Here is a 21,521-nt window from a genome sequence, read left to right as displayed (position 1 = left end):
CCTCACATCCGGAAGACGCCGAAGCCCTCGGCGCCCTTCACTGGTCCATTGTGGATGGCGGACAGGCTCAGGCCCAGCACCGTGCGGGTGTCGCGCGGGTCGATGATGCCGTCGTCGTAGAGCATGCCGGAGAGGAACATCGGCATCGACTCGGCCTCGATCTGCCCCTCCACCATGGCCCGCATGGCCTTGTCGTGCTCCTCGTTGTACTCCTGGCCCCGGCTTTCGGCCGCGGCGCGGGCCACGATGGACAGCACGCCGGCCAGCTGCGCCGGGCCCATCACCGCCGACTTCGCGCTCGGCCACGCGAACAGGAACCGGGGGTCGTAGGCGCGGCCGCACATGCCGTAGTGCCCGGCGCCGTAGGACGCTCCCATGAGGACGGACAGGTGCGGCACCTTCGAGTTCGACACGGCGTTGATCATCATCGCGCCGTGCTTGATGATGCCGCTCTGCTCGTACTCCTTGCCGACCATGTACCCGGTCGTGTTGTGCAGGAACACCAGCGGGGTGTGGATCTGGTTCGCCAGCTGGATGAACTGCGCGGCCTTCTGCGACTCCTCGCCGAACAGCACACCCTGGGCGTTGGCGAGGACGCCGACCGGGTAGCCGTGGATACTCGCCCAGCCCGTGACCAGCGAAGAACCGTACAGCGGCTTGAACTCGTCGAAGTCGGAGCCGTCGACGACGCGGGCGATCACCTCGCGCGGGTCGAAGGGCACCTTGAGGTCGGTCGGCACGATGCCGAGCAGGTCCTCGGCGTCGTACCGCGGCTCGGCGTAGTCCGGCTTCGGCGTGGGCCCCTGCTTGGTCCAGTTGAGCCGCTTCACGATGTTGCGGCCGAGCCGGATGGCGTCCTGCTCGTCGACGGCCAGGTAGTCGGCCAGGCCCGACGTCCGCGCGTGCATCTCGGCGCCGCCGAGCGACTCGTCGTCGGACTCCTCGCCGGTGGCCATCTTGACCAGCGGCGGGCCGCCGAGGAACACCTTGGCGCGTTCCTTGACCATCACGACGTAGTCGGACATGCCCGGCAGGTACGCGCCACCCGCGGTCGAGTTGCCGAAGACCAGCGCGATCGTCGGGCAGCCCGCGGCCGACGCCCGGGTGAGGTCCCGGAAGATCCGGCCGCCCGGGATGAAGATCTCCTTCTGCGTCGGCAGGTCCGCGCCGCCGGATTCGACGAGGTTGATCGACGGCAGCCGGTTCTGGGCGGCGATGTCCGCGGCCCGGAAGCTCTTCTTCGTCGTCCACGGGTTGCTCGCGCCGCCCTTGACCGTGGGATCGCTGGCCGAAATCAGGCACTCGACGCCTTCGACGACCCCGATCCCGGTCACCAGGCTGGCGCCGACGCGGTAGTCGGTGCCCCACGCGGCCAGCGGCGACAGCTCGAGGAACGGCGAGTCCTCGTCGAGCAGCAGCTCGATCCGTTCCCGGGCCAGGAGCTTGCCGCGCTTGCGGTGCCGCTCGACGTACTTCTCGCCGCCGCCGGCGACGGCCTTGGCGTGTTCGGCGTCGATCTCGGCGAGCTTTTCCAGCATCGCCTCGCGGTTCGCGCCGAACTCCGCGGCCCGCGTGTCCACTGTGGACCTCAGGGTGGTCATGAGGTGTATCCCAATCGCTTCGCGGCCAGGCCGGTGAGGATCTCGGTGGTGCCGCCGCCGATGCCGAGGATCCGAACGTCGCGGTAGTGTCGCTCCACTTCGGACTCGCGCATGTAGCCGAGCCCGCCGTGCAGCTGGACGGCCTCGTTGACCACCCATTCGGCGGCCTCGACGGCGGTGTTCTTGGCGAAACAGGCTTCGGCGATGACCTCTTCACCCGAGACGTGCCGGATCGCGGCCTGCCGGGTGTAGGTCCTCGCCACGTCGACCTTCCGCGCCATCTCGGTGAGCTTGTGCTGCACGACCTGCCGCGAGATGAGCGGACGGCCGAACGTCTCGCGCAGCCGGCACCAGTCCAGGGTCAGGTCGAGGGCGCGCTGGGCGTGGGCGTACGCCTGCACGGCCAGGGACAGGCGTTCGGTGACGAACTGGGTGGCCACCTGCGCGAACCCGCTGTTCTCGGCGCCGACGAGGTGCTCCACCGGCACCCGGACTTCCACGTAGGACAGTTCGGCGGTGTCGGAGCAGAGCCAGCCCATCTTTTCGAGCTTGCGGCTCACCGTGAACCCCGGTGTCCCGCGTTCGACGACGATCAGCGAGAGCCCGTGGGCGCCATCGCCGCCGGTCCGCACCACTGTCGTCACGAAGTCCGCGCGGCACCCGGAGGTGATGTAGGTCTTGGCGCCGTTGATGACGTACTCGTCGCCCTCGCGCACCGCCGTCGTCCGGATGCCGGCGACGTCGGAGCCGCCGTCCGGCTCGGTCACCGCGAGGGCGCCGATCTTGGCGCCTTCCAGGGTCGGGCGCACCCAGCGTTCGATCTGCACCGGGTCGTTCGCCTCGGCGATGTGCGGGAGGGCGATGCCGCAGGTGAACAGTGAGGCGAACAACCCGCCGGAGCCACCGGCGTAGTGCATCTCCTCCGCGACGACCAGTGCGTCGAGGTAGTTGCCGTCTCCCCCGCCGACCTCCTCGGGGAACGCCACCCCCAGCAGGCCGAGATCACCGGCCTTGCGGTGCAGGTCGCGGGGCAGCTCCCCGGCGCGCTCCCAGTCGTCCAGGCGCGGCAGGACCTCCTGCTCGACGAACCTGCGCACGGTCCTGCGCAGCTCGGCCCGTTCGGGCGTCCGGAACGGGTCGGTCACAGCAGCACCTCCGGGACGTCGATCTCCCGCGACCGCAGCCACTCGCCCAGTGCCTTCGCCTGCGGGTCGAACCGCGCCTGCGAAGCGACGCCCTCGCCGAGGATCCCGTCGACGACGAAGTTCACCGCCCGCAGGTTCGGCAGCAGGTACCGGGTCACCGGCAGATCGGCGGTCTCGGGCAGGAGGAGCTTGAATTCGGCAACCGTGAGCCGGTGCGCCAGCCACCGCCAGGCTTCGTCCGAGCGGACCCAGACGCCGAGGTTCGCGTTGCCGCCCTTGTCGCCGCTGCGGGCCCCGGCGATCGAGCCGAGGGGCACCCGCCGCACCGGCCCGTGTCCGAGCGGCTCGGGCAGCGCGGGTTCGTCTGCTTCGGACAAGTCCTGAGTGGACGCCGAGGGCGCGATGTCGACCCGCATCCCGTCCGGCAGCACGGCGACGTGCGGCACCTTCGCCGCATCCACATAAGCCGCGGTGTAGACGCCGTACGGCGAGGCGTCCGACGGCGGCGCGGTGACGTGGAAGCCGGGGTAGCTGGCCAGCGCGAGTTCGACGGCCGCGCCGGTGAAGGCACGGCCGGCCACCTTCGGGTCGGCGTCCTTGACGGCCACGTGCAGCAGGGCGCTCGCGGTCTGCTCGGTGTCGGCGTCACGGTGATCGGTGCGGGCGAGCGTCCACCGGACGTCGGCCGGCGGCCGGTCCTTCAAGGACGCTTCGAGTTGGGCCTTGACCAGCGCGGCTTTCGCCTCGATGTCGAGTCCGGTGAGGACGAACGTCGTCTCGTTCCGGAAGCCGCCGAGCGTGTTCAGGGCGACCTTCAGCGTCGGCGGCGGCGCTTCCCCGCGGACGCCGGAGATGCGGACGCGGTCCGGGCCGTCCTGGCTCAGGGAAAGCGTGTCGAACCGGGTGGTCACGTCCGGCCCGGCGTACCGCGCGCCGGTGATTTCGTACAGCAGCTGCGCGGTGACCGTGCCGACGTTCACCACACCGCCGGTGCCCGGGTGCTTGGTGATGACGCTGGAGCCGTCGGCCTCGATCTCGGCGATCGGGAAGCCCGGGACGCCGAGGGAGTGCTCGGTGAAGAAGGCGTAGTTGCCGCCGGTGGCCTGGGCACCGCACTCGATGACGTGCCCGGCGGCGACCGCGCCGGCGAGGGCGTCGAAGTCGTCGCGGGCCCAGCCGTAGTGCGCGGCGGCCGGGCCGACGATCACGGAGGCGTCGGTGACGCGGCCGGTGACGACGACGTCGGCGCCCGCGTTCAGGCACTCGGCGATGCCCCAGGCGCCGAGGTAGGCGTTGGCGGTCAGCGGTTTCCCGAGGTTCAGCTCGTCGGCCCGGGCCACCAGGTCGTCGCCCTCGACGTGCGCGATCTTGACGTCGAGGCCGAGCTTGGCCGCCAGTTCGCGGAGGGCGCCGGCGAGCCCGGCGGGGTTGAGCCCGCCCGCGTTGGCCACGATCTTGACGCCTTTTTCCTGCGCCAGCCCGAGGTTTTCCTCCATCTGCCGGAGGAACGTCTTGGCGTAACCGCGGTTGGCGTCCTTCATCCGGTCACGGCCGAGGATGAGCATGGTCAGCTCGGCCAGGTAGTCGCCGGTCAGGACGTCCAGCGGGCCGCCGGTGAGCATCTCGCGGACCGCGGAGAACCGGTCGCCGTAGAACCCGGAGGCGTTGCCGATGCGGTACGGCTGGGTCACGGCCGGCTCCGCGGGGAAGAGTCCGTCGCCGGAGCGAACTGCCCCGGCTCACGGCCGTTCCCCGGCGGCCCCGCGAAGGCCTGCGCGACGGTGAGCCACTCCTCGACGTCGGCGCCGTGGGCGACGAGGCCGGTGTCGGCCGGGTGCCGCCGCTGGGTGACGACGAGGCAGAAGTCCAGGGCACTGCCGGTGAGCTTCTGCTCGGCGTCCTCCGGGCCGAACGCCCAGGTGGAGCCGTCGGGCGCGGTCAGTTCGACGCGGAATTCTTCGGCCGGCGGCGCGAGGGAGTTGACCTTGTAGGCGAAGTCGCGCGTGCGGGTGCCGAAGCGGGCGATGTGCCACAGCCGCATGGTCGGTTCGCGGGTGATCCCGAGCGCGTCGAAGATGTCCTGGCCGTGGGCCCAGGTTTCCATCATCCGCGCGGTCGCCATCGAGGCGGCGCTCATCGGCGGCCCGTACCAGGGCAGTTTCTGCCCGGCCGGCACGGCGGCGAGGGCTTCGGCCAGCTGCCTGCGGCCCTCGCGCCAATCGTCGAGGATCTCCTGCGGCGGGAGCTGGGCCCCGGCCGCGGCGCCGTCGTCGACGTAGGTCTCCCCGGCTGTGAGGAGCTCTTCGACCTCGGCCTGCCAGTCTTCCGGGTGCGCGGCGGCGATCAGCGCCTTCCGGTCGGTCCAGGCCAGGTGCGCGACCTGGTGCGCGATCGTCCACCCCACGGCCGGTGTTTCCCGCGCCCAGCCGGCCGCGGGCAGCGCCGCCACCACGTCGTCGATCGTCCGTGTCTCCGCGTCGAGATCCCCGAGGATCACGCCGAGGTCCGCCATCGCCCGCCTCCTTGCGTCCGGCAGCCAGCGTGGCACCGGCCCGGAGAAAAATCAAGCACGCCTGATTGTTTTTCCCGGGACGACCGGCGCGTGGTGGCCCAGCCCCTTCCGCCGACCTGCCCGAGCTAGCGCCGCCACAAGGAGAAGCGGCGGAGGACTTCAAACGCACGGCCACGATCGGCTCTCGGGACTCGCCGATCGCGGCTCAGATCGTCGACCAGGTCGAGGATCGTGATCCGGTCCAGGCCGACGTTGCCGACGGGGTTCATCCGGAAGTCTTCCGAGGTGTGCGTGCGGACGTCCACTGAGTCCGGGAGCCACGCGTGCTCGCCGAGCAGGATTTGGGCGAGCAACTCGGCCGCGTCGACACGCGCCACTCCTGTCATGCTCCGGTCGCCGACGAAACCGATGAGGAGGTGAACCGCGGCAGACTCGTCGATGGATCCCAGCAGGCCCGCGACGAAGACCCGGGCGCGGTCACCGAGGGAGCGGTCGCCGACCAACGACTTCACCGCGTCGGCACCTCGGGAGCCCCCGGCTTCGAGCATGATCTCGAGAAGCCGGAGCCGCCCGTCGTCGTCGAGCGTCGTGTCCCGGACCATCGACTCGAGCAGCTCCATCGGGTTGTACTCGTCCGTGGCGGCCAGCATTTCGACCGCGCCGATCCGCACGTTGGGGTCGCTCAGGTGCTGCATCGCGATGCGTTCGAGCTCCTTCAGCGCGTCCTTGTCCCCGCGTTCCGCCAGCGCACCGGCGGCGCGGATCCCGATGTGCGGCTCAACCGCAAGGTCCGACCCCAGTTTCGACAACACAGTCTCCGCCCTGGAGCCACCGTGCTTGACCAGCGCACGAACCGCCTCCTCGCGTATGTAGATCGGCAAGTCGGCGGCCCGGGCCAGCCCGTCGAGCAGCTCGATCCCACGCACGTCCCCCGCACCGGCGAGCACGCCGGCGGCCCGGACTCGCGAGTACCCGCTCATCCTGGTGTCCAAAGCGAGCTCGACGAACAGGTCCGACGCCAGCCGGGCGTCGTGACCGCGGAGAGTCATGACCGAAGCGACCCGCTCACGTCCGGCCAGCGTGGCGTCTCGGGCAAGCTCGGCGAGCAGCCGGGACACGTGGTCCGGATCCAGCGACTCGACCCGCGCCGCAAGGGTGGCCCGCATCCGTGAGCCGATCGATTTGTTCCTCGCCAGTTCGTCCAGCAATCCGACCGCGGTGGTCACATCGACGTCGAGGTCGAGAACGGCTTCGGCCGCTCTGGCTCGGACGGCGGGGTGAAGGTCGTTGTCGCAGGCGATCGAGCGCATCCAGTCGAGCGCGTCCTCCGAGCCGACGGAACCCAGCAGCCGAAGGGCCAGGAAAGCCTTCTCGAACCGCTCCTGATCACTGCGCACCACTCCTCGGGCACGACGAGGCGGCGCGGGCTTCACGGTGTTGCCCAGAATCCAGACCAGGTCCACGAGCTTCCTCGCCATCGCAAGGACGACGCTCCGCGGAACGTGGGTGCCGAGCCGAAGCAGTACGGCGATGAACCCGCACCCGGCCAAGCCACCGCGGTCGACCAGCCGGAGGAGGCAATCGGCGACCGCGTCCGGAACCGCACCGCACTGGTCGAGGACGAATCCCGTGTAAGAGGCGTCCACCTCCGGCGGCGGCGAGGCGCGCCGGACGAAGAGTCGTTCGACGAGGGGAACACGGCGCCTCGTAGGGAAGAGAGCGGCCAGCGACTCCACGCAGGCCGATGCCGATCGCGTCGCGTGCGCCGCGGCCAGGAACTCCCCGACCGTCTGGTGGAAGAACGACAGCTCCCCGCCCCGCAGGATCACCAAGCCGCTCCGCAGCAACAGGCTTTGCAGGTACTCGCGCCAGACGGTGACCGGTACGCGCTTGGGACACTCGGCACCCGGCAGCCCGGAGAAGACCTCCAAGATCGAATCCGAACGCCCACCGTGCAGCTCCGCGGCCGATCGGGAGATCAGTTCGGGCAGGCGTTCGAGCGTCCGCCAACCCTCTCCCAGCGCCTCGTCCCCGTAGCGGGTCAAGGCGGCCCGCACCTGTGCTTGGATACCCGACGTGTCCGCGCTCTGCATACGTCGCGTCAGCTGCTCCACGTACTTGCGGAAAATGTCGCCGCGGCTGGCCGGCAGCGGAGCGCTCGGGTTCGCACCGTGCAACTGGCAGAGCAGCGTCGCCATCAACGGTGTCCGCGCGAGCCCGAAAATCCTGGTCCGCCGCACCGCGCTCGCGAACCTCTCCGCTACCCGGTCCGGGTTCTGGAGTCCGAGGACCCGGAACCAGTCGGCGGAAACGCGGTTCAAGTCCGCCCAAGTGAACGGTTCCAGCTCGTAGACCGGAGCCTGTGCCCCGAGGACGGCGAGTTCCCATTCCGGCAGGGGACGGGTGGCGATGACGAACCGATATTGACCCCCACGGCCGCCGTCGGAAATCTGCTCCAGCGCGGCCAGCAGGTTCCGGCGGGCGGCCGGGTCGGTGATTTCGTCGAGGCCGTCAACCATGACGAGCCAAGGCACGTCCTCGTAGGGACAGTCCTTGAACAGGTCGTCCGGCAGCTTCTCGAGCAGGCCGAAACTGCCCAGTTCGGCGGTCGCCGCCTCCGCGAGCGCGGCCGCCAGCGGTCTGCCCGACAACGCGGCGGCGGACACCAGGATCGGCAGCGGAGTCTCGAGCTCACCCGCCGTCCTCGCCGCCACCGCCCGGACGAGGTGGGTCCGGAAGAGACTGGTCTTGCCTCCGCCGGGGGTTCCGACGATCACGCAGATGCGGTCTCTGGCCAGGATCTCTTCGGCGGACATCCGCTCGGACACCCGCCGGGGTGGCGGCACGGACGCCCACGCCGCCCCGTCACCGGCCACGGCGGAGACCGGTCCCCCGAGTTTCCCGGGGAGCGGGGGCCGTGGGCGTGCCTCCCCCACCCGGACCCGCTGACGGACGTAGACGTCCGTGAGGGGCGGCGTGTTTCCCGGCAGGACTCCCGGGTACGGGTGTTCTCGAGCCGCCCGGACGGCTGCCGCGATGTAGTCGTCGATCAGCGAGTGAGCCGGACTGCCTGCCGGCTCGGCCTCGGGTCGTGCCCGGCTCTTCGCGGATCGGTCGGGTTGGGCGGCCTCCAGCAGGTCGGCCCAGTACCGTTCGGCCGGAGCGGGAACGCCCGCCTGCTCGCTCCAAACCCGCACCAGCGCGAAGACCGCAGCCAAACTGCCTGGCGACGGTGTTCTCGTCTTCGAAAAATCTTCAGCCAGCCAGTCGCTGAGCCGCTGTCCCCGGAAATCGGCGACGAGATACGGCGATTTGCGCAAGATCCGTTCGGTTTCGTCTTGCGACAACGGACGGAGTCCGGCGTTACGGCGTGCGGCGTCGGCTTTGCCCTTGAGGGCACGCAACTCGTCGTACAAGCGACGCTCACTGCGCGTAGCGATGTCTCTCTCCCCGCCGCTATTCCTCGCCCGCAGCGGGTGAAATCTCGACCCGAAGCAACGTGCAGCGTAGCCCACGAGCTGCCCGCTTCACCCGTTCGGGGCACCGACTCGCCGCAACCACCGAAGGATCGTCCTCGGCAACCACCTGACCGAGGAGGACCTGTGCACAACCGGAAACCCGGACGCGACGAGAAGACGACAACAACGGAGCAGATCGGTGCCAACTCCAGCGAAGAATTGCACCGCCGGCCCGCGAACGCCCGTTCTTCGTCGCTCGCCCAAGTGATCATCTTTGTCTCCACCTGCGACCGGGGAACCTTTGTAAGGATCGTTTCGCTCTTCATCCTGATAGTCGGCGCCGTGGTTCTTGTCGGCACAGCGCTCCCGTGGGTCGCCACCGCTGCGGCAGGCGGCGGTTCGGCCTGGGCGAGCAGCCGGGCCCGACGCAGCGCCGGCACGTCCATCCAGGCACGGGCGTGAACAAAATCGGCGAATCCACCCTTCCCGACCACCGGCTTGCCCGCCCGGCCGTCGCGGAGCCTCTATTGACATCTTGCCAGTAGCACTCCCGCTGCCCTAGCGTCGTCGCATGGCCGACTACGCCGAGATCACCTACGCCGTCGCGGATCGGGTGGCCACGGTCACGCTGAACCGCCCCGAGGCGCGCAACGGCTACACGATCCGGATGGCCGACGAGCTCGCCGCCGCGATGGACCGGGCCGATCGCGACGAGGACGTCCGCGTCGTGGTGCTGACCGGCGCGGGCACGGACTTCTGCGTCGGCGCGGACCTCTCGCAGGGCGGCTTCGACTTCGACCCGGCGGACGGCCCGGACGCGGCCTGGCAGGAGCCCGCCGGGCGGTGCTCGAAGCGGATCTTCACCATGAACAAGCCCGTCATCGCGGCCTTGCACGGCGCGGCCGTCGGCGGCGGCCTGACCATCACGCTCTCCTGCGACTACCGGCTCGCGTCGGAGGACTCGCGGTTCGGGTTCGTCTTCACCCGCCGCGGCATCTACCCCGAAGGCGCCTCCGCGTGGTTCCTCCCCCGGCTCGTCGGCATGGGTACCGCGCTCGACTGGATGATCAGCGGGCGCGTCTTCGACGCCGCCGAAGCCCGGGAAAAAGGTTTGGTGCACCAGGTGTTCCCCACCGGAACCGTGCTCGAGGAGGCGGGGAAGCTCGCCCGGGAGATCGTCGAGAAGACCGCCCCGGTGTCGGTCGCCGTCACCCGGCAGCTGCTCTACCGGATGGCGAGCGCCGAGTCGCCGTTCCCCGTGCACGCACTCGACTCGAAGCTGATCGGCGGCCTCGGCGCGAACCCGGACGCCGTCGAAGGCGTGCTGTCTTTCTTGGGGAAACGGCCGCCGTCGTTCGGCATGCGCGTCGAAACGGACCTGCCCGACTACCTGCCCTGGCTGGAGAAATGACCCCGTACCCGCCGCAGCCCTGGAACCTGGTCGCCGACGCCCACGTCTCGATCTGGCGCGTCCCCGCGCGCGACGTGCACCCGGGCGCGCTGTCCGTCGCCGGGTACACGTCCGTGTTCACCGCCTGGATCGCCTACCGCGCGCCCGGGCAGCTCAGCTACCACGAGCTGCTCGCGGCCGTCCCCGTCCGCGGGAAGCGGGTCACCTGCACGATCACGCAGATCTGGGTCGACTCCGAAGTGTCCCTCGCCGGCGGCCGCGAGTTGTGGGCCATCCCGAAGGACCTCGCGGCGCTGCAGTTCACCGACCGCACGTACACCGCGGCGACCGACGGCGACTGGATCGCCACCGCGGCCTTCACGCCGAGGCCGGGTGCACCGCTCGCGCTCCCCGGCCGCTTCGACGTCCGCCAGGACCGCGACGGCACCCCGGTGCGGACGCCCGTCGCCGCGAAGGTCCGGCCCGCGCTCGCCGCCGCCGACTGGACGGTCAACCCGTCCGGTCCGCTCGGCTACCTGGCCGGCCGCCGGCCGTTCCTGAGCCTCGCCCTGCCCGGCAGCGAGCTGCGGTTCGGCACCGCTGGGTGATCACGTAATCCCGTCAGGGTGAACTCGCGACACGCCATCTAGGGGCCCGTGCGGGCGATCACCCCAACATGTAGTCTCTCAACACCGGCAGCCCCCAGCGACGGGGAGACCGCTGCGGAGGGTCGCCGGGCAGCTTTGGAGAAACCGCAGCACACGGCCTCATGCGGCCGTGTGGCGATCGAACGCGCCCGAAAACTTGGAGACACGCATGTCAGTCGATACCGGTCAGCGGCCCTCCGCGACCGCCTCACCCACCGCGATCCGGGTCATCCGGCGGGACGGCAGCGTGTCGCCGTTCGACGCCGGGAAGATCTCGGTCGCGCTCACCAAGGCGTTCCTCGCGGTCGAGGGCGGCGACGCCGCCGCGTCCTCCCGCGTGCACCACGTCGTCGCCGAGCTGACCCAGCAGGTCGAGACCACTCTCCTGCGCCACGCCGGCCCCGAGACCGCCCTGCACATCGAGCAGATCCAGGACATCGTCGAGCTCGCGCTGATGCGCGGCGAGCACCACAAGGTCGCCCGCGCCTACGTCCTCTACCGCGAAGAGCGCAGCAAGGCCCGCTCGGCCGTCAAGCCGGCCACGACCGAGGCCGCGCTGAACGTCAGGGGCACCGACGGTGTCCTGCGCCCGCTCGACTGGGCCCGCGTTTCCCACGTGGTGGGCGAGGCCGTCGCCGGCCTCGACGACGTCACGGCCGAGCCGGTGCTGGCCGAAACCAAGCGCAACCTCTACGACGGCATCAGCGCCGACGAGCTGGCGCTCGCCCAGGTCCTGGCCGCCCGCGTGCTCGTCGAGCAGGAGCCGAACTACTCCTACGTCTCCGCCCGCCTGCTGCTGGACAAGCTGCGCGGCGAGGCACTGAGCTACCTGGCGAAGCAGCCGCGCCAGGCCAGCCAGGACGAGATGGCGGCCGAGTACCCGGCGTACTTCCGCGCCTACCTGCGCCGCGCCATCGAGCTGGAGCTGGTCGACCCCGAGCTGCAGCGCTTCGACCTGGGCAAGATCACCGCCGCGATCCGCCCCGAGCGCGACCTCGACTTCGGCTTCCTCGGCCTGCAGACGCTCTACGACCGGTACTTCCAGCACCACGACGGCACCCGCTTCGAGCTGCCGCAGGCGTTCTTCATGCGCGTCGCCATGGGCCTGGCGATCCGCGAAGACGACAGGGAATCTCGTGCCATCGAGTTCTACGAGCTGCTGTCGAGCTTCCACTTCATGGCGTCCACGCCGACGCTGTTCAACTCGGGCACCACGCGCCCGCAGCTGTCGTCCTGCTTCCTGACCACGGTGGACGACGACCTGGACTCGATCTTCCAGGCGTACAAGAACAACGCGCTGCTGGCCAAGTACTCGGGCGGCCTCGGCAACGACTGGACCCCGGTCCGCGGCCTCGGCGCGCACATCAAGGGCACCAACGGCCAGTCGCAGGGTGTCGTGCCGTTCCTCAAGATCGCCAACGACACCGCCGTCGCGGTCAACCAGGGCGGCAAGCGCAAGGGCGCGGCCTGCGCGTACCTCGAGACGTGGCACGTCGACATCGAGGAGTTCCTCGACCTGCGCAAGAACACCGGTGACGACCGCCGCCGCACCCACGACATGAACACCGCGAACTGGGTGCCGGACGAGTTCCTCCGCCGCGTCGAGGCCGACGCGCAGTGGACGCTGTTCTCGCCGAACGAGACCCCGGACCTGCACGACCTGTACGGCAACGAGTTCTCGCGGCGCTACCGCGAGTACGAGGCGATGGCCGACCGCGGCGAGATCAAGGTGTTCCGGCGCGTCCGCGCGGTCGACCTGTGGCGCCGCATGCTGACCATGCTGTTCGAGACCGGTCACCCGTGGATCACCTTCAAGGACCCGTGCAACCTGCGCTCGCCGCAGCAGCACGTCGGCGTGGTGCACTCGTCCAACCTGTGCACCGAGATCACGCTGAACACCAACAGCGAAGAGGTCGCGGTCTGCAACCTCGGCTCGGTGAACCTGCTCAAGCACGTCACGCCCGAAGGCCTGGACACGAAGCGCCTCGAGAAGACCGTGCGCACCGCCGTCCGCATGCTGGACAACGTGATCGACATCAACTTCTACACGATCCCGGAGGCGCGCCGCTCGAACCTGCGTCACCGCCCGGTCGGGCTGGGGCTGATGGGCTTCCAGGACGCGCTGTTCGAGCTCGGCCTGCCGCTGTCGTCCGAAGCGGCCGTGCAGTTCGCCGACACGAGCATGGAGCACATCTCCTACTACGCGATCTCGGCGTCGACCGACCTCGCCGAGGAGCGCGGCCAGTACCAGTCGTTCGAGGGCTCGCTGTGGAGCAAGGGCATCCTGCCGATCGACTCGATGCAGCTGCTCATCGACGCCCGCCAGGGTGACAACCTCGACGTCGACCTGTCGACCACGCTGGACTGGGCGCCGCTGCGCGAGCGGGTCAAGACCGTCGGCATGCGCAACTCCAACGTGATGGCGATCGCGCCGACCGCAACGATCTCCAACATCTGCGGCGTCGGCCAGTCGATCGAGCCGCTGTTCCAGAACCTGTACGTCAAGTCGAACATGTCCGGCGACTTCACCGTGGTGAACCCGCACCTGGTCCGCTCGCTCAAGGCGCGCGGGCTGTGGGACGAGGTCATGGTGAGCGACCTCAAGTACTTCGACGGCAGCCTCGGTCAGATCGACCGCGTCCCGGACGACCTGAAGGCGCTGTACGCGACGGCGTTCGAAATCGAGTCGAACTGGCTGGTGGACGCCGGTTCGCGGCGCCAGAAGTGGATCGACCAGGCGCAGTCGCTGAACCTCTACATCGCGGCGCCGAGCGGCCGCAAGCTCGACCAGCTGTACCGCTACGCGTGGCACAAGGGCCTCAAGACCACGTACTACCTGCGGGCCCAGTCGGCGACGCACGTGGAGAAGAGCACCCTGCGCGGCACCGACGGCAAGCTGAACGCCGTCTCGGCCACCCCGGCCCCGGCTCCCGCCGCCGCGGCTCCGGCGCCGACGCCTGCCCCGGCTCCGGCTCCCGCGCCGACGCCTTCGCCTTCGCCGAAGCCCGAGCCGGACGTCGACTTCGTGGCCACCGAAGGCGCCGCCTGCCGCATCGACGACCCCGACTGCGAAGCCTGCCAGTAAAGGAATTCCTGCACCGATGACCAACGTGGAGACGACGGACGCGACCGGCCTCGGGGAGATCGAGGTCGGCGCCGCCCGGATCAACGTCGACGACAAGCGCATGATCAACGCGCGCGCCGACGTCAACCAGCTGCTGCCCATGAAGTACAAGTGGGCGTGGGAGAAGTACCTGGCCGGCTGCAACAACCACTGGATGCCGACCGAGGTCGCCATGCAGGCCGACATCGCGCTGTGGAAGTCCCCGGACGGCCTCACCGAGGACGAGCGGCAGATGCTCAAGCGCAACCTGGGCTTCTTCGCGACCGCGGAGTCGCTGGTGGCCAACAACATCGTGCTTGCGGTGTACCGGCAGATCACCAACCCCGAGTGCCGCCAGTACCTGCTGCGCCAGGCGTTCGAGGAGGCCGTGCACACGCACACCTTCCAGTACATCTGCGAAAGCCTCGGCCTGGTCGAGGGCGAGCTGTTCAACATGTACCGCGAGGTTCCGTCCATTTCGGACAAGGACGCGTGGGCGCTGAAGTACACGCAGAACCTGGAGAACCCGGACTTCGAGACCGGCACGCCGGAGGCCGACCAGGCGTTCCTGCGTGACCTGGTGGCGTTCTACGTGATCTTCGAGGGCATGTGGTTCTACACCGGCTTCGCGCAGATCCTGTCGCTGGGCCGGCGGAACAAGATGGTCGGCATCGCCGAGCAGTACCAGTACATCCTGCGCGACGAGTCGATCCACCTGAACTTCGGCATCGACTGCATCAACCAGATCAAGATCGAGAACCCGCACCTGTGGACCGAGGAGTTCCAGGAAGAAGTCCGCGGGATGCTGAAGGAGGCGTGCGAGCTCGAGGTCAACTACGCGCGCGACACGATGCCGCGCGGCATGCTCGGGTTGTCGGCGCAGCTGTGCGAGCAGTACATGCACTTCATCACCGACCGCCGCGCGCAGCAGATCGGCCTGGCCCCGATCTTCGGCGAGACGGAGAACCCGTTCCCGTGGATGTCCGAGGCGATGGACCTGAAGAAGGAGAAGAACTTCTTCGAGACCCGCGTGATCGAGTACCAGTCGGGCGGCGCCCTCGACTGGGACTGAGTCCCGACGTGAAACGGCCCCGCCCCGGTTCGCCGGGCGGGGCCGTTTCACGTCGTCACCCGCGCGGCGATCTCCGCGTCGAGCGGGCTGAGCCTCAGCCGGGGCGCGGTGGCGAGCTCGGTCCGGTAGACGGCGAGCAGGACGGCGCCGGCGTGGACGACCACGACCAGGGAGGCGGGCAGCGGGCCCAGGTGCGGCAGCTCATTTTCGGCGACGCGGCGCACGGCGAGCAGCACGTTGCCCGCCCGGTCCCGCAGCGGAAGCTCGGCCATCCCCGCATTCTCCCGGGTCAGTACGCGTAACGGCGCACGGTTTCCGGGTGGATCACCAGGCGGACCAGCTCGGATTCCAGGATCGCCTCGAGTTCGGCGGCGCGAGCCGGGTCGGCGAGGTCCCAGTACCGGGGCGCCAGGCGCGCGGCGAGGTCGTGGGCGCCGTCGGGTTCCACCGTGATCCGGCCGGCGACCGACACCCACCGCTCGCGCTCTCCCACCGGGGCCGCGACCACGAGCGACGCCCGGGGATCCCGGCGGGCGCGGCGCACCTTCAGCGCGTCCGTTTCGGAGAAGAGCTGGATCAGGCCGTCGCCGGTGGCCTCGAACCACACCGGGCGGGGCTCGCCGGTGGACACGGTCAGGAAGCCGTGCAGGGGACGCCGGAGGAACTCGAGATCGTCGGGGGTCAGCTCGTTCATGAGATCCAGTGAACCGCAGCGGCTCGGACGATCCCATGGGTGAAGCGCCCGGATCCCTGTCCATCCGTCTAATCTGGCCCCGTGGACGATCTCTTCCGCGGCGTGCGGGCCCGCGGCTCGCTGTTCGGAAGCTCGACGCTCTCCCCGCCGTTCTGCCTGCACTTCGTCGACGGCCCACCGCTGACCCTGTGCACCGTGCTCTCCGGCGGCGGCTGGATCGTCCCCGAACACGGCGAGCCGGAGCCGCTGACCGCCTACGACACCGTCGTCGTGCGCGGACCGGGCACCTTCACCTTCGTCGACGAACCCGGCACCGGCGCCGAAGCCGTCGCGTGCGGCGAGTTCTGCGCCGCTCCCGAACTCGGCGGCACGCGGCACCGGCGCGGCTGGCACGACGACGGCGACGGCCCGACGACGCTGATCGTCGGCGCCTACCCGGCCGGCGGCGAGGTCAGCCGTCCGCTGCTGGACGCCCTGCCCGTCGTGCTGCGCGTCGGCGGCGGGGGCACCGGCGACGCCGTGCTGGACCACCTCGCCGCCGAGGTCGCCACCGACACGCCCGGGCAGCAGGTCGTGCTCGACCGGCTGCTCGACTGGATGCTCGTCTGCACGCTGCGCGCGTGGTTCGACCGGCCCGGCGGCGAGCCCCCGGCGTGGTGGACGGCCCAGCGCGACCCGGTCGCCGGCCCGGTGCTGCGCCTGCTGCACGACGAACCGGCGGCGCCGTGGACGGTCGCCACGCTGGCCACGCGCGCCGGCGTGGCCCGCTCAACGCTGGCGAAGCGGTTCGCCGAGCTCGTCGGCGAACCGCCGCTGACCTACCTCACCCGCCGCCGGATGGCGCTCGCCGCGGACCTGCTGGCCGACCGGCCGTCGGTCACCGTGGCGGAAGTCGCCCGCCGGGTGGGGTACGCCGACGCGTTCGGCTTCAGCGCGGCGTTCAAGCGGGTCCGCGGCGTCACGCCGAGCGAGTACCGGCGGACCGCCCAGCGTCGCGCGTCCGAGGTTCGTGGACAGCGGCCCGGCTCTCAAGCGCCCCAAGGCGGCCTTGGTTGCGTCTGACGCACCGAAGGCCGCCTTGGGTGCGTCACACGCACCGAAGGCCGCCTTGGGGCGCCCGGGACCACCTGAAAGGACGGCCACCCAGGTATTGTCAGGTCGTCAACAAGGGGGCATCGTGGTGGCGTAGCCGTTCTCGACGCAGGAGATGGTCACTTTGCCGGGCACCGTGAGCCGAGCCACCGAAGCACTGCGGGAACGCGTGCCGCCGCTGACCGCCTTCCCCCTGCCGCACAAGGTCGACGAGCGGTGGCTGCGGTCGCGCTGGCCGGTCGAGGAACTCGCGGCGCCACCCGCCGGCAGCGGCCTCAAGCCGGTGCTCGGGGACGAAGGGCCGCCGGTGGTCGGGCACATGCTCGAGATGATGCGGTTCGGCCCGGCGTTCGGCCTCCGCCGCCACGAGCTCTACGGCCCGGTGTCGTGGACCGGCGGGTTCGGCCGCCGGATCGTGTCGCTGTCCGGCCCCGAAGCCACGCAGATCGCGCTCGTCAACAAGGACAAGGCGTTCTCCCAGGAGGGCTGGAAGTTCTTCATCGAGAAGTTCTTCGAGCGCGGCCTGATGCTGATGGACTTCGGCGAGCACCACCTGCACCGCCGGATCATGCAGGAGGCCTTCACGCGCCCGCGGCTGGCCGGCTACGTCGGTGAAATGGGGCCCGCGCTGCGCGAAGGCGTCGCGAGCTGGAACGGGGCCGAGCGGCCGCGGCTGTACTGGGCGCTCAAGCAGCTCACCCTCGACGTCGCCACCCGCGTCTTCATGGGGATGCGCAGCGGCGCCGACGCGGCCCGGATCAACCGCGCGTTCGTCAACTGCGTGCGGGCCGGCACCGCGTTCGTGCGCTTCCCGGTGCCGGGCGGGCGCTGGTCGGCGGGGCTGCACGGCCGGAAGGTGCTCGAGCGCTACTTCGGCGAAACCCTGCCCGCGAAACGGCGTTCGGGCGGTGACGACCTGTTCGCCGCGCTCTGCCAGGCGACCACCGAGGACGGCGACCGGTTCTCCGACACCGACATCGTCAACCACATGATCTTCCTGATGATGGCCGCGCACGACACGACGACCATCACCAGCAGCGCCATGGCCTACTACCTGGCGAAGCACCCGGAGTGGCAGGACCGCGCCCGCGAAGAGTCCCTGGCGCTGGGCGACGACCTGCCCGACATCGCGGCGCTGGAGCGGCTGGAGACCCTCGACCTCGTCATGAAGGAGGCGCTCCGGCTCGTCGCGCCGGTGCCGTCGCTGACCCGGCAGACCGTCAAGGACACCGAGGTGCTCGGCCACTACATCCCGGCGGGCACCCTGGTCGGCGTCTCGCCCGCGGTCAACCACTTCACGCCGGAGTGCTGGACGGACCCCTTCGCCTTCGACCCGGAACGCTTCGCCGAGCCGCGGCGCGAGGACAAGTCGCACCGGATGGCGTGGATGCCGTTCGGCGGCGGCGCGCACAAGTGCATCGGGTTGCACTTCGGCGGTCTCGAGGTGAAGTTGCTGATGCACGAACTGCTGCGGGCCTACCGCTGGTCGGTTCCGGAGAGTTACACCGCGCACTGGGACTACGTCTCGCTGCCGGTGCCCGCGGACGGTTTGCCGGTCCGCCTGACCCGTCGCTGACCCCTCTGCTGTCTGCTGCTCTCTACTGCTGTCCACTGATGCATACACTAGGTAACGAAACGTTACCGTTTGTGGAGATTCGTTCACTCGTTCAGCCGGTAGACACCCCGTTACGCACATGATGGCGTGGCATCGATCGTGGGCGAGGGCTGCCCAGCGTGGCGCCATGATCCCCGACACCGTGTCCGACCTGGCCATACCTGTGCGTGAAGAGGTGGAGTGTGCCTGAACCCGGTGCCGCGTCCGGACTACTGGACGTGGCGCGCCGGTGGGCGGCGACGTTGGCCGACACCAAAGGAGTAACGCTTCCCCCGGAGGAGCTCGAGGCGCTCCTGCTGGAGGTCGCGACCGACGCGGTCGACCGAGCCGGCTCGCAGCACGACGGCGCCCTGCTGCGGTTCACCGCGCTGTACGCCGCGTCGCCGATGGGCATCGCGCTGGCCGACCCCGACGGCGCCATCGTGGAGGCGAACCTCGCCCTCGGCCAGCTGCTCGGCTGCTCGCCGGAACGGTTGCGGGGCAAGCACCTCACCGAACTCGGGTCGACCGAGCACGACGTCTCCCGCCTCCGGGCCGGCCTGGAGCAGGTGCGCGCGGGACGCGACCGCTACCAGGAGCGGATGCTGCTCGACCACACCGACGACGGGCAGCTCTGGACCGACGTGACGCTCGCCCGGCTGCCCGGCGACCGCCCCGGCTCGGTCTACCCCGTGCTGATGGTGTCGGACGCGAACGAGCTGCACCTGCTGCAGGAGCGGCTGCTGCACCAGAACGTGCACGACCCGCTGACCGGGCTGCCCAACGCGTCGTCGTTCACCACCAAGCTGGAGGCCGCGCTCGGTGCCGGCGCGCGCGACGACATCGCGCTGGTCTACCTCGACGTCGACGGCTTCAAGGTGATCAACGACGGTCTCGGCGCCGGGGTCGGCGACCAGGTGCTGCGCGGGGTCGCGAACAAGCTGTCGGCGGTGTTCACCGGCCACCACGACGGGTTCGTCGCGCGGCTGTCCGGCGACGGCTTCGCGGTGCTGCTGCGCGGCGAGCTGACGGCGGCCGAGGTCGTCCGGCTGGTCGAGCGCGCCCTGGAGGACCTCAACGAGCCGATCTACCTCGGCGGGCACGGCATCGGCGTCAGCGCGAGCGCGGGCATCGTCGTGCGCGCGGCGGTCGAGGGCGGCGCCGCGGAACTGCTGCGGGCGGCCGAGATCGCGCTGCACCGGGCCAAGGAGGCCGGCAAGGCGCAGTGGATGCTGTTCGACCCGGAGGCCGACGCCCGCGACCGCGGCCGCTACCAGCTGGGCGCGGTGATCGCGGGCGCGCTGGAGAACGGCGAGTTCTCGCTCGTCTACCAGCCCACGGTGAAGCTGGCCCGGCCGGACGAGCTCGCCGCCGTCAACGCCGGGCTGCGGTGGAACCACCCGGAGAAGGGCGAGCTCGACTCCGAGGAGTTCTACCCGCTCGCCCAGACGACGGGCATGACGGTGCCGCTGGGCCGCTGGCTGCTCGCCGAGTCACTGGCGGCCACGGCCCGCTGGCGCACGCACCTGGGCGACGCGGCCCCGGACGTCTGCGTCCGGCTGCCGACCCGGCTGGCGATCGACCCGGACCTGGTGCTGCTGGTGAAGGAGCAGCTGGACAAGCACGAGCTCCCGGCACGGGCCCTGCGGCTGTGCACGGACCGCGCCTCGATGCTCGACCCGCGCGGCGAGGTCCTGGACTCCTTCGCGGTGCTGGCCGACCTGGGTGCGCAGCTGGTGCTGACGATCTCGGGGTCGGCGGACCTGGAACTGATCCCCCAGCACCGCCTCCCGGTCCGGCACGTGATCCTCTCGGGCCCGGTGGTCGACGCGCTGGACACCGACGAGCCGGCCGAGCCCGACCTGCGCCACTTGACCCAGCTGATCACCCGGGCCCGCGAGCTGCACCTGCGGGTCGGCGCGGAGGGCGTCCGCACCTACGAGCAGGCGGCCCGCCTGCGCCAGCTGGGCGTGATCGCGGCGCGGGGTCCGTTCGTGGCGGACTCGGCGACGGGAGACGAGGTCGACGAGATGATCGCCCGCCACCCGCGAACCTGACCCCCAGCGCCCCAATGTGGCCTTCGGTGCGTCTCACGCACCGAAGGCCGCCTTGGGGTGCTGGCAGCCGGACAACAGCGGTCCTGGACCAAGCCGGCGGCGCGGTGGCTCCGAACACCCGGCAAGATGGGTTCTGCCGCCGACGAGAAGGGACGTCCATGGACGCCGGAGACCTCGCCCCCGACTTCACGCTGCCCGACGAGAGGGGCCAGGAGCGGACGCTCTCGGACTTCCTGGCCACCGGGCCCGTGGTCCTGTTCTTCTACCCGGCCGCGATGACCGGGGGCTGCACCGCCGAGAGCTGCCACTTCCGCGACCTCGCCGCCGAATTCGCGGCCCTCGGCGCGCACCGGGTCGGGATCAGCCCGGACGGCGTCACCAAGCAGCGCGCCTTCTCCGACGCCAACGGCTTCGACTACCCACTGCTGTCCGATGTGGAGGGTGCGGTCGCGAAGCAGTTCGGCGTGTGGCGGAAACTCCTGCCGCTGCACACCAAGCGGGCCACCTTCGTCATCGGCGAAGACCGGAGGATCATCGCGAAGATCAAGAGCGAGCTGAAGTTCACCGTCCACGCCGACGAAGCGCTCAAGGTGCTGCGGGAGCGGAACAAGGTGTCCTAGCCAGCCGCCACACGTGGTCGGTGCCCGTGCAGGACGGGGCCAGCGGCTTCTCCGCCGGTTCCGTGCGCACCTGCGTGAACCCCAGGCGCGCGGGCACCGCTCCACTTCGGACGTTCCGCTCGTCGTGCTTGATCTCGACGTACCCGGCGCCCAGGCGGAACGCCTCCGCCGTCAGCAGCGTGACGGCCCGGGTCATCAAGCCACGGCCGGTGAACCCGCGAGCGAGCCAGTAGCCGATTTCGACGCCGCCGTCCCGCTGCATCACGCCGATCCCGCCGGCCACCTCGGCACCCAGCCGCAAGGCGTATTCGTACGCTTCGCCGCTGTCCCAACGCTTCGCGGTCAGCCGGAGGAACTCCGCCGAGTCGTCGTCGGTGTACCCGCCGGCGGCCCAGACCAGGAACGGGCTCAGGTGCGCCAGCGACCCGCTGACCACGGCGGTCAGCACGGCCTGGTCGGCGGGCTGCCAGCGGGTCAGCGTCAGATCGCCGTCGCGGTGGATCTCGGCCGGGATTTCCATGCACTTCATGGTGCCC

The 21,521-nt window shown here is 70.2% G+C and carries 17 protein-coding genes; 9 read left to right on the top strand and 8 right to left on the bottom strand.

Going from position 1 to position 21,521, the window contains the following annotated elements:
* Nucleotides 1-2: 2 nt before the first annotated feature.
* From ACLJOU_RS23990 to ACLJOU_RS23970, 5 genes are all read right to left on the bottom strand, one after another.
* Entirely contained in the window at nucleotides 3-1,601 is a 1,599-nt protein-coding gene (locus tag ACLJOU_RS23990; RefSeq protein WP_410570067.1) for an acyl-CoA carboxylase subunit beta, read from the bottom strand.
* Nucleotides 1,598-2,746, bottom strand: coding sequence for an acyl-CoA dehydrogenase family protein (locus ACLJOU_RS23985; protein WP_410570065.1), 1,149 nt, complete (start codon nucleotides 2,744-2,746; stop codon nucleotides 1,598-1,600). The genes ACLJOU_RS23990 and ACLJOU_RS23985 overlap by 4 nt, the downstream gene beginning before the upstream one ends.
* Entirely contained in the window at nucleotides 2,743-4,437 is a 1,695-nt protein-coding gene (locus ACLJOU_RS23980) for an acyclic terpene utilization AtuA family protein (RefSeq protein ID WP_410570063.1), read from the bottom strand. Before ACLJOU_RS23980 ends, ACLJOU_RS23985 begins: the two co-directional genes overlap by 4 nt.
* On the bottom strand, nucleotides 4,434-5,258 hold the full coding sequence (locus ACLJOU_RS23975) for a TIGR03084 family metal-binding protein (protein ID WP_410570061.1): 825 nt from the start codon (nucleotides 5,256-5,258) through the stop codon (nucleotides 4,434-4,436). Before ACLJOU_RS23975 ends, ACLJOU_RS23980 begins: the two co-directional genes overlap by 4 nt.
* A 125-nt stretch (nucleotides 5,259-5,383) precedes the next feature.
* A complete protein-coding gene (locus tag ACLJOU_RS23970) occupies nucleotides 5,384-8,674 on the bottom strand; it encodes an NACHT domain-containing protein (protein ID WP_410570060.1) in 3,291 nt (1,096 codons plus the stop codon).
* A 186-nt stretch (nucleotides 8,675-8,860) separates the two neighbouring features.
* Here ACLJOU_RS23970 and ACLJOU_RS23965 point away from each other — a divergent pair, with 186 nt between their 5' ends.
* The 5 genes from ACLJOU_RS23965 (at nucleotide 8,861) to ACLJOU_RS23945 (ending at nucleotide 14,928) form a co-directional block, all read left to right on the top strand.
* Nucleotides 8,861-9,178: a hypothetical protein gene (locus ACLJOU_RS23965; RefSeq protein ID WP_410570059.1), complete on the top strand. Its 318-nt coding sequence runs from the start codon at nucleotides 8,861-8,863 to the stop codon at nucleotides 9,176-9,178.
* Between the two features lie 109 nt (nucleotides 9,179-9,287).
* On the top strand, nucleotides 9,288-10,127 hold the full coding sequence (locus ACLJOU_RS23960; protein ID WP_410570057.1) for an enoyl-CoA hydratase-related protein: 840 nt from the start codon (nucleotides 9,288-9,290) through the stop codon (nucleotides 10,125-10,127).
* Nucleotides 10,124-10,714, top strand: coding sequence for an acetoacetate decarboxylase family protein (locus ACLJOU_RS23955; RefSeq protein ID WP_410570055.1), 591 nt, complete (start codon nucleotides 10,124-10,126; stop codon nucleotides 10,712-10,714). The genes ACLJOU_RS23960 and ACLJOU_RS23955 overlap by 4 nt, the downstream gene beginning before the upstream one ends.
* Before the next feature lie 208 nt (nucleotides 10,715-10,922).
* Nucleotides 10,923-13,838 (top strand): ribonucleoside-diphosphate reductase subunit alpha, encoded by a 2,916-nt coding sequence (locus ACLJOU_RS23950; protein WP_410570053.1) that lies wholly within the window; start codon nucleotides 10,923-10,925, stop codon nucleotides 13,836-13,838.
* 16 nt (nucleotides 13,839-13,854) lie between these two features.
* Complete coding sequence (locus ACLJOU_RS23945; protein WP_410570052.1) at nucleotides 13,855-14,928, top strand: ribonucleotide-diphosphate reductase subunit beta; 1,074 nt, start codon at nucleotides 13,855-13,857, stop codon at nucleotides 14,926-14,928.
* Nucleotides 14,929-14,975: 47 nt separating this feature from the next.
* On the opposite strand, the gene ACLJOU_RS23940 is transcribed toward ACLJOU_RS23945, so the two are convergent.
* A complete protein-coding gene (locus ACLJOU_RS23940; protein ID WP_410570051.1) occupies nucleotides 14,976-15,200 on the bottom strand; it encodes a hypothetical protein in 225 nt (74 codons plus the stop codon).
* A 17-nt stretch (nucleotides 15,201-15,217) separates the two neighbouring features.
* Complete coding sequence (locus tag ACLJOU_RS23935; protein WP_410570049.1) at nucleotides 15,218-15,622, bottom strand: pyridoxamine 5'-phosphate oxidase family protein; 405 nt, start codon at nucleotides 15,620-15,622, stop codon at nucleotides 15,218-15,220.
* 81 nt (nucleotides 15,623-15,703) lie between these two features.
* Here ACLJOU_RS23935 and ACLJOU_RS23930 point away from each other — a divergent pair, with 81 nt between their 5' ends.
* From ACLJOU_RS23930 to ACLJOU_RS23915, 4 genes are all read left to right on the top strand, one after another.
* On the top strand, nucleotides 15,704-16,684 hold the full coding sequence (locus tag ACLJOU_RS23930; protein WP_410570047.1) for an AraC family transcriptional regulator: 981 nt from the start codon (nucleotides 15,704-15,706) through the stop codon (nucleotides 16,682-16,684).
* Nucleotides 16,685-16,829: 145 nt separating this feature from the next.
* Complete coding sequence (locus ACLJOU_RS23925) at nucleotides 16,830-18,290, top strand: cytochrome P450 (RefSeq protein ID WP_410570045.1); 1,461 nt, start codon at nucleotides 16,830-16,832, stop codon at nucleotides 18,288-18,290.
* A 257-nt stretch (nucleotides 18,291-18,547) separates the two neighbouring features.
* Nucleotides 18,548-20,365, top strand: coding sequence for a diguanylate cyclase domain-containing protein (locus ACLJOU_RS23920; RefSeq protein WP_410570294.1), 1,818 nt, complete (start codon nucleotides 18,548-18,550; stop codon nucleotides 20,363-20,365).
* 158 nt (nucleotides 20,366-20,523) lie between these two features.
* Nucleotides 20,524-20,985 (top strand): peroxiredoxin, encoded by a 462-nt coding sequence (locus ACLJOU_RS23915; protein ID WP_410570044.1) that lies wholly within the window; start codon nucleotides 20,524-20,526, stop codon nucleotides 20,983-20,985.
* Here ACLJOU_RS23915 and ACLJOU_RS23910 read toward each other — a convergent pair.
* A complete protein-coding gene (locus tag ACLJOU_RS23910; RefSeq protein WP_410570043.1) occupies nucleotides 20,951-21,505 on the bottom strand; it encodes a GNAT family N-acetyltransferase in 555 nt (184 codons plus the stop codon). The two genes, ACLJOU_RS23915 and ACLJOU_RS23910, sit on opposite strands and share 35 nt — an antisense overlap.
* Nucleotides 21,506-21,521: the final 16 nt, after the last annotated feature.

Origin of the sequence: Amycolatopsis sp. cmx-4-61 (assembly GCF_046548775.1) — a bacterium.
Taxonomy (GTDB): domain Bacteria; phylum Actinomycetota; class Actinomycetes; order Mycobacteriales; family Pseudonocardiaceae; genus Amycolatopsis.
Note: the sequence above shows the minus strand (reverse complement) of the source record. Positions and strands in the feature narration are given on the sequence as shown.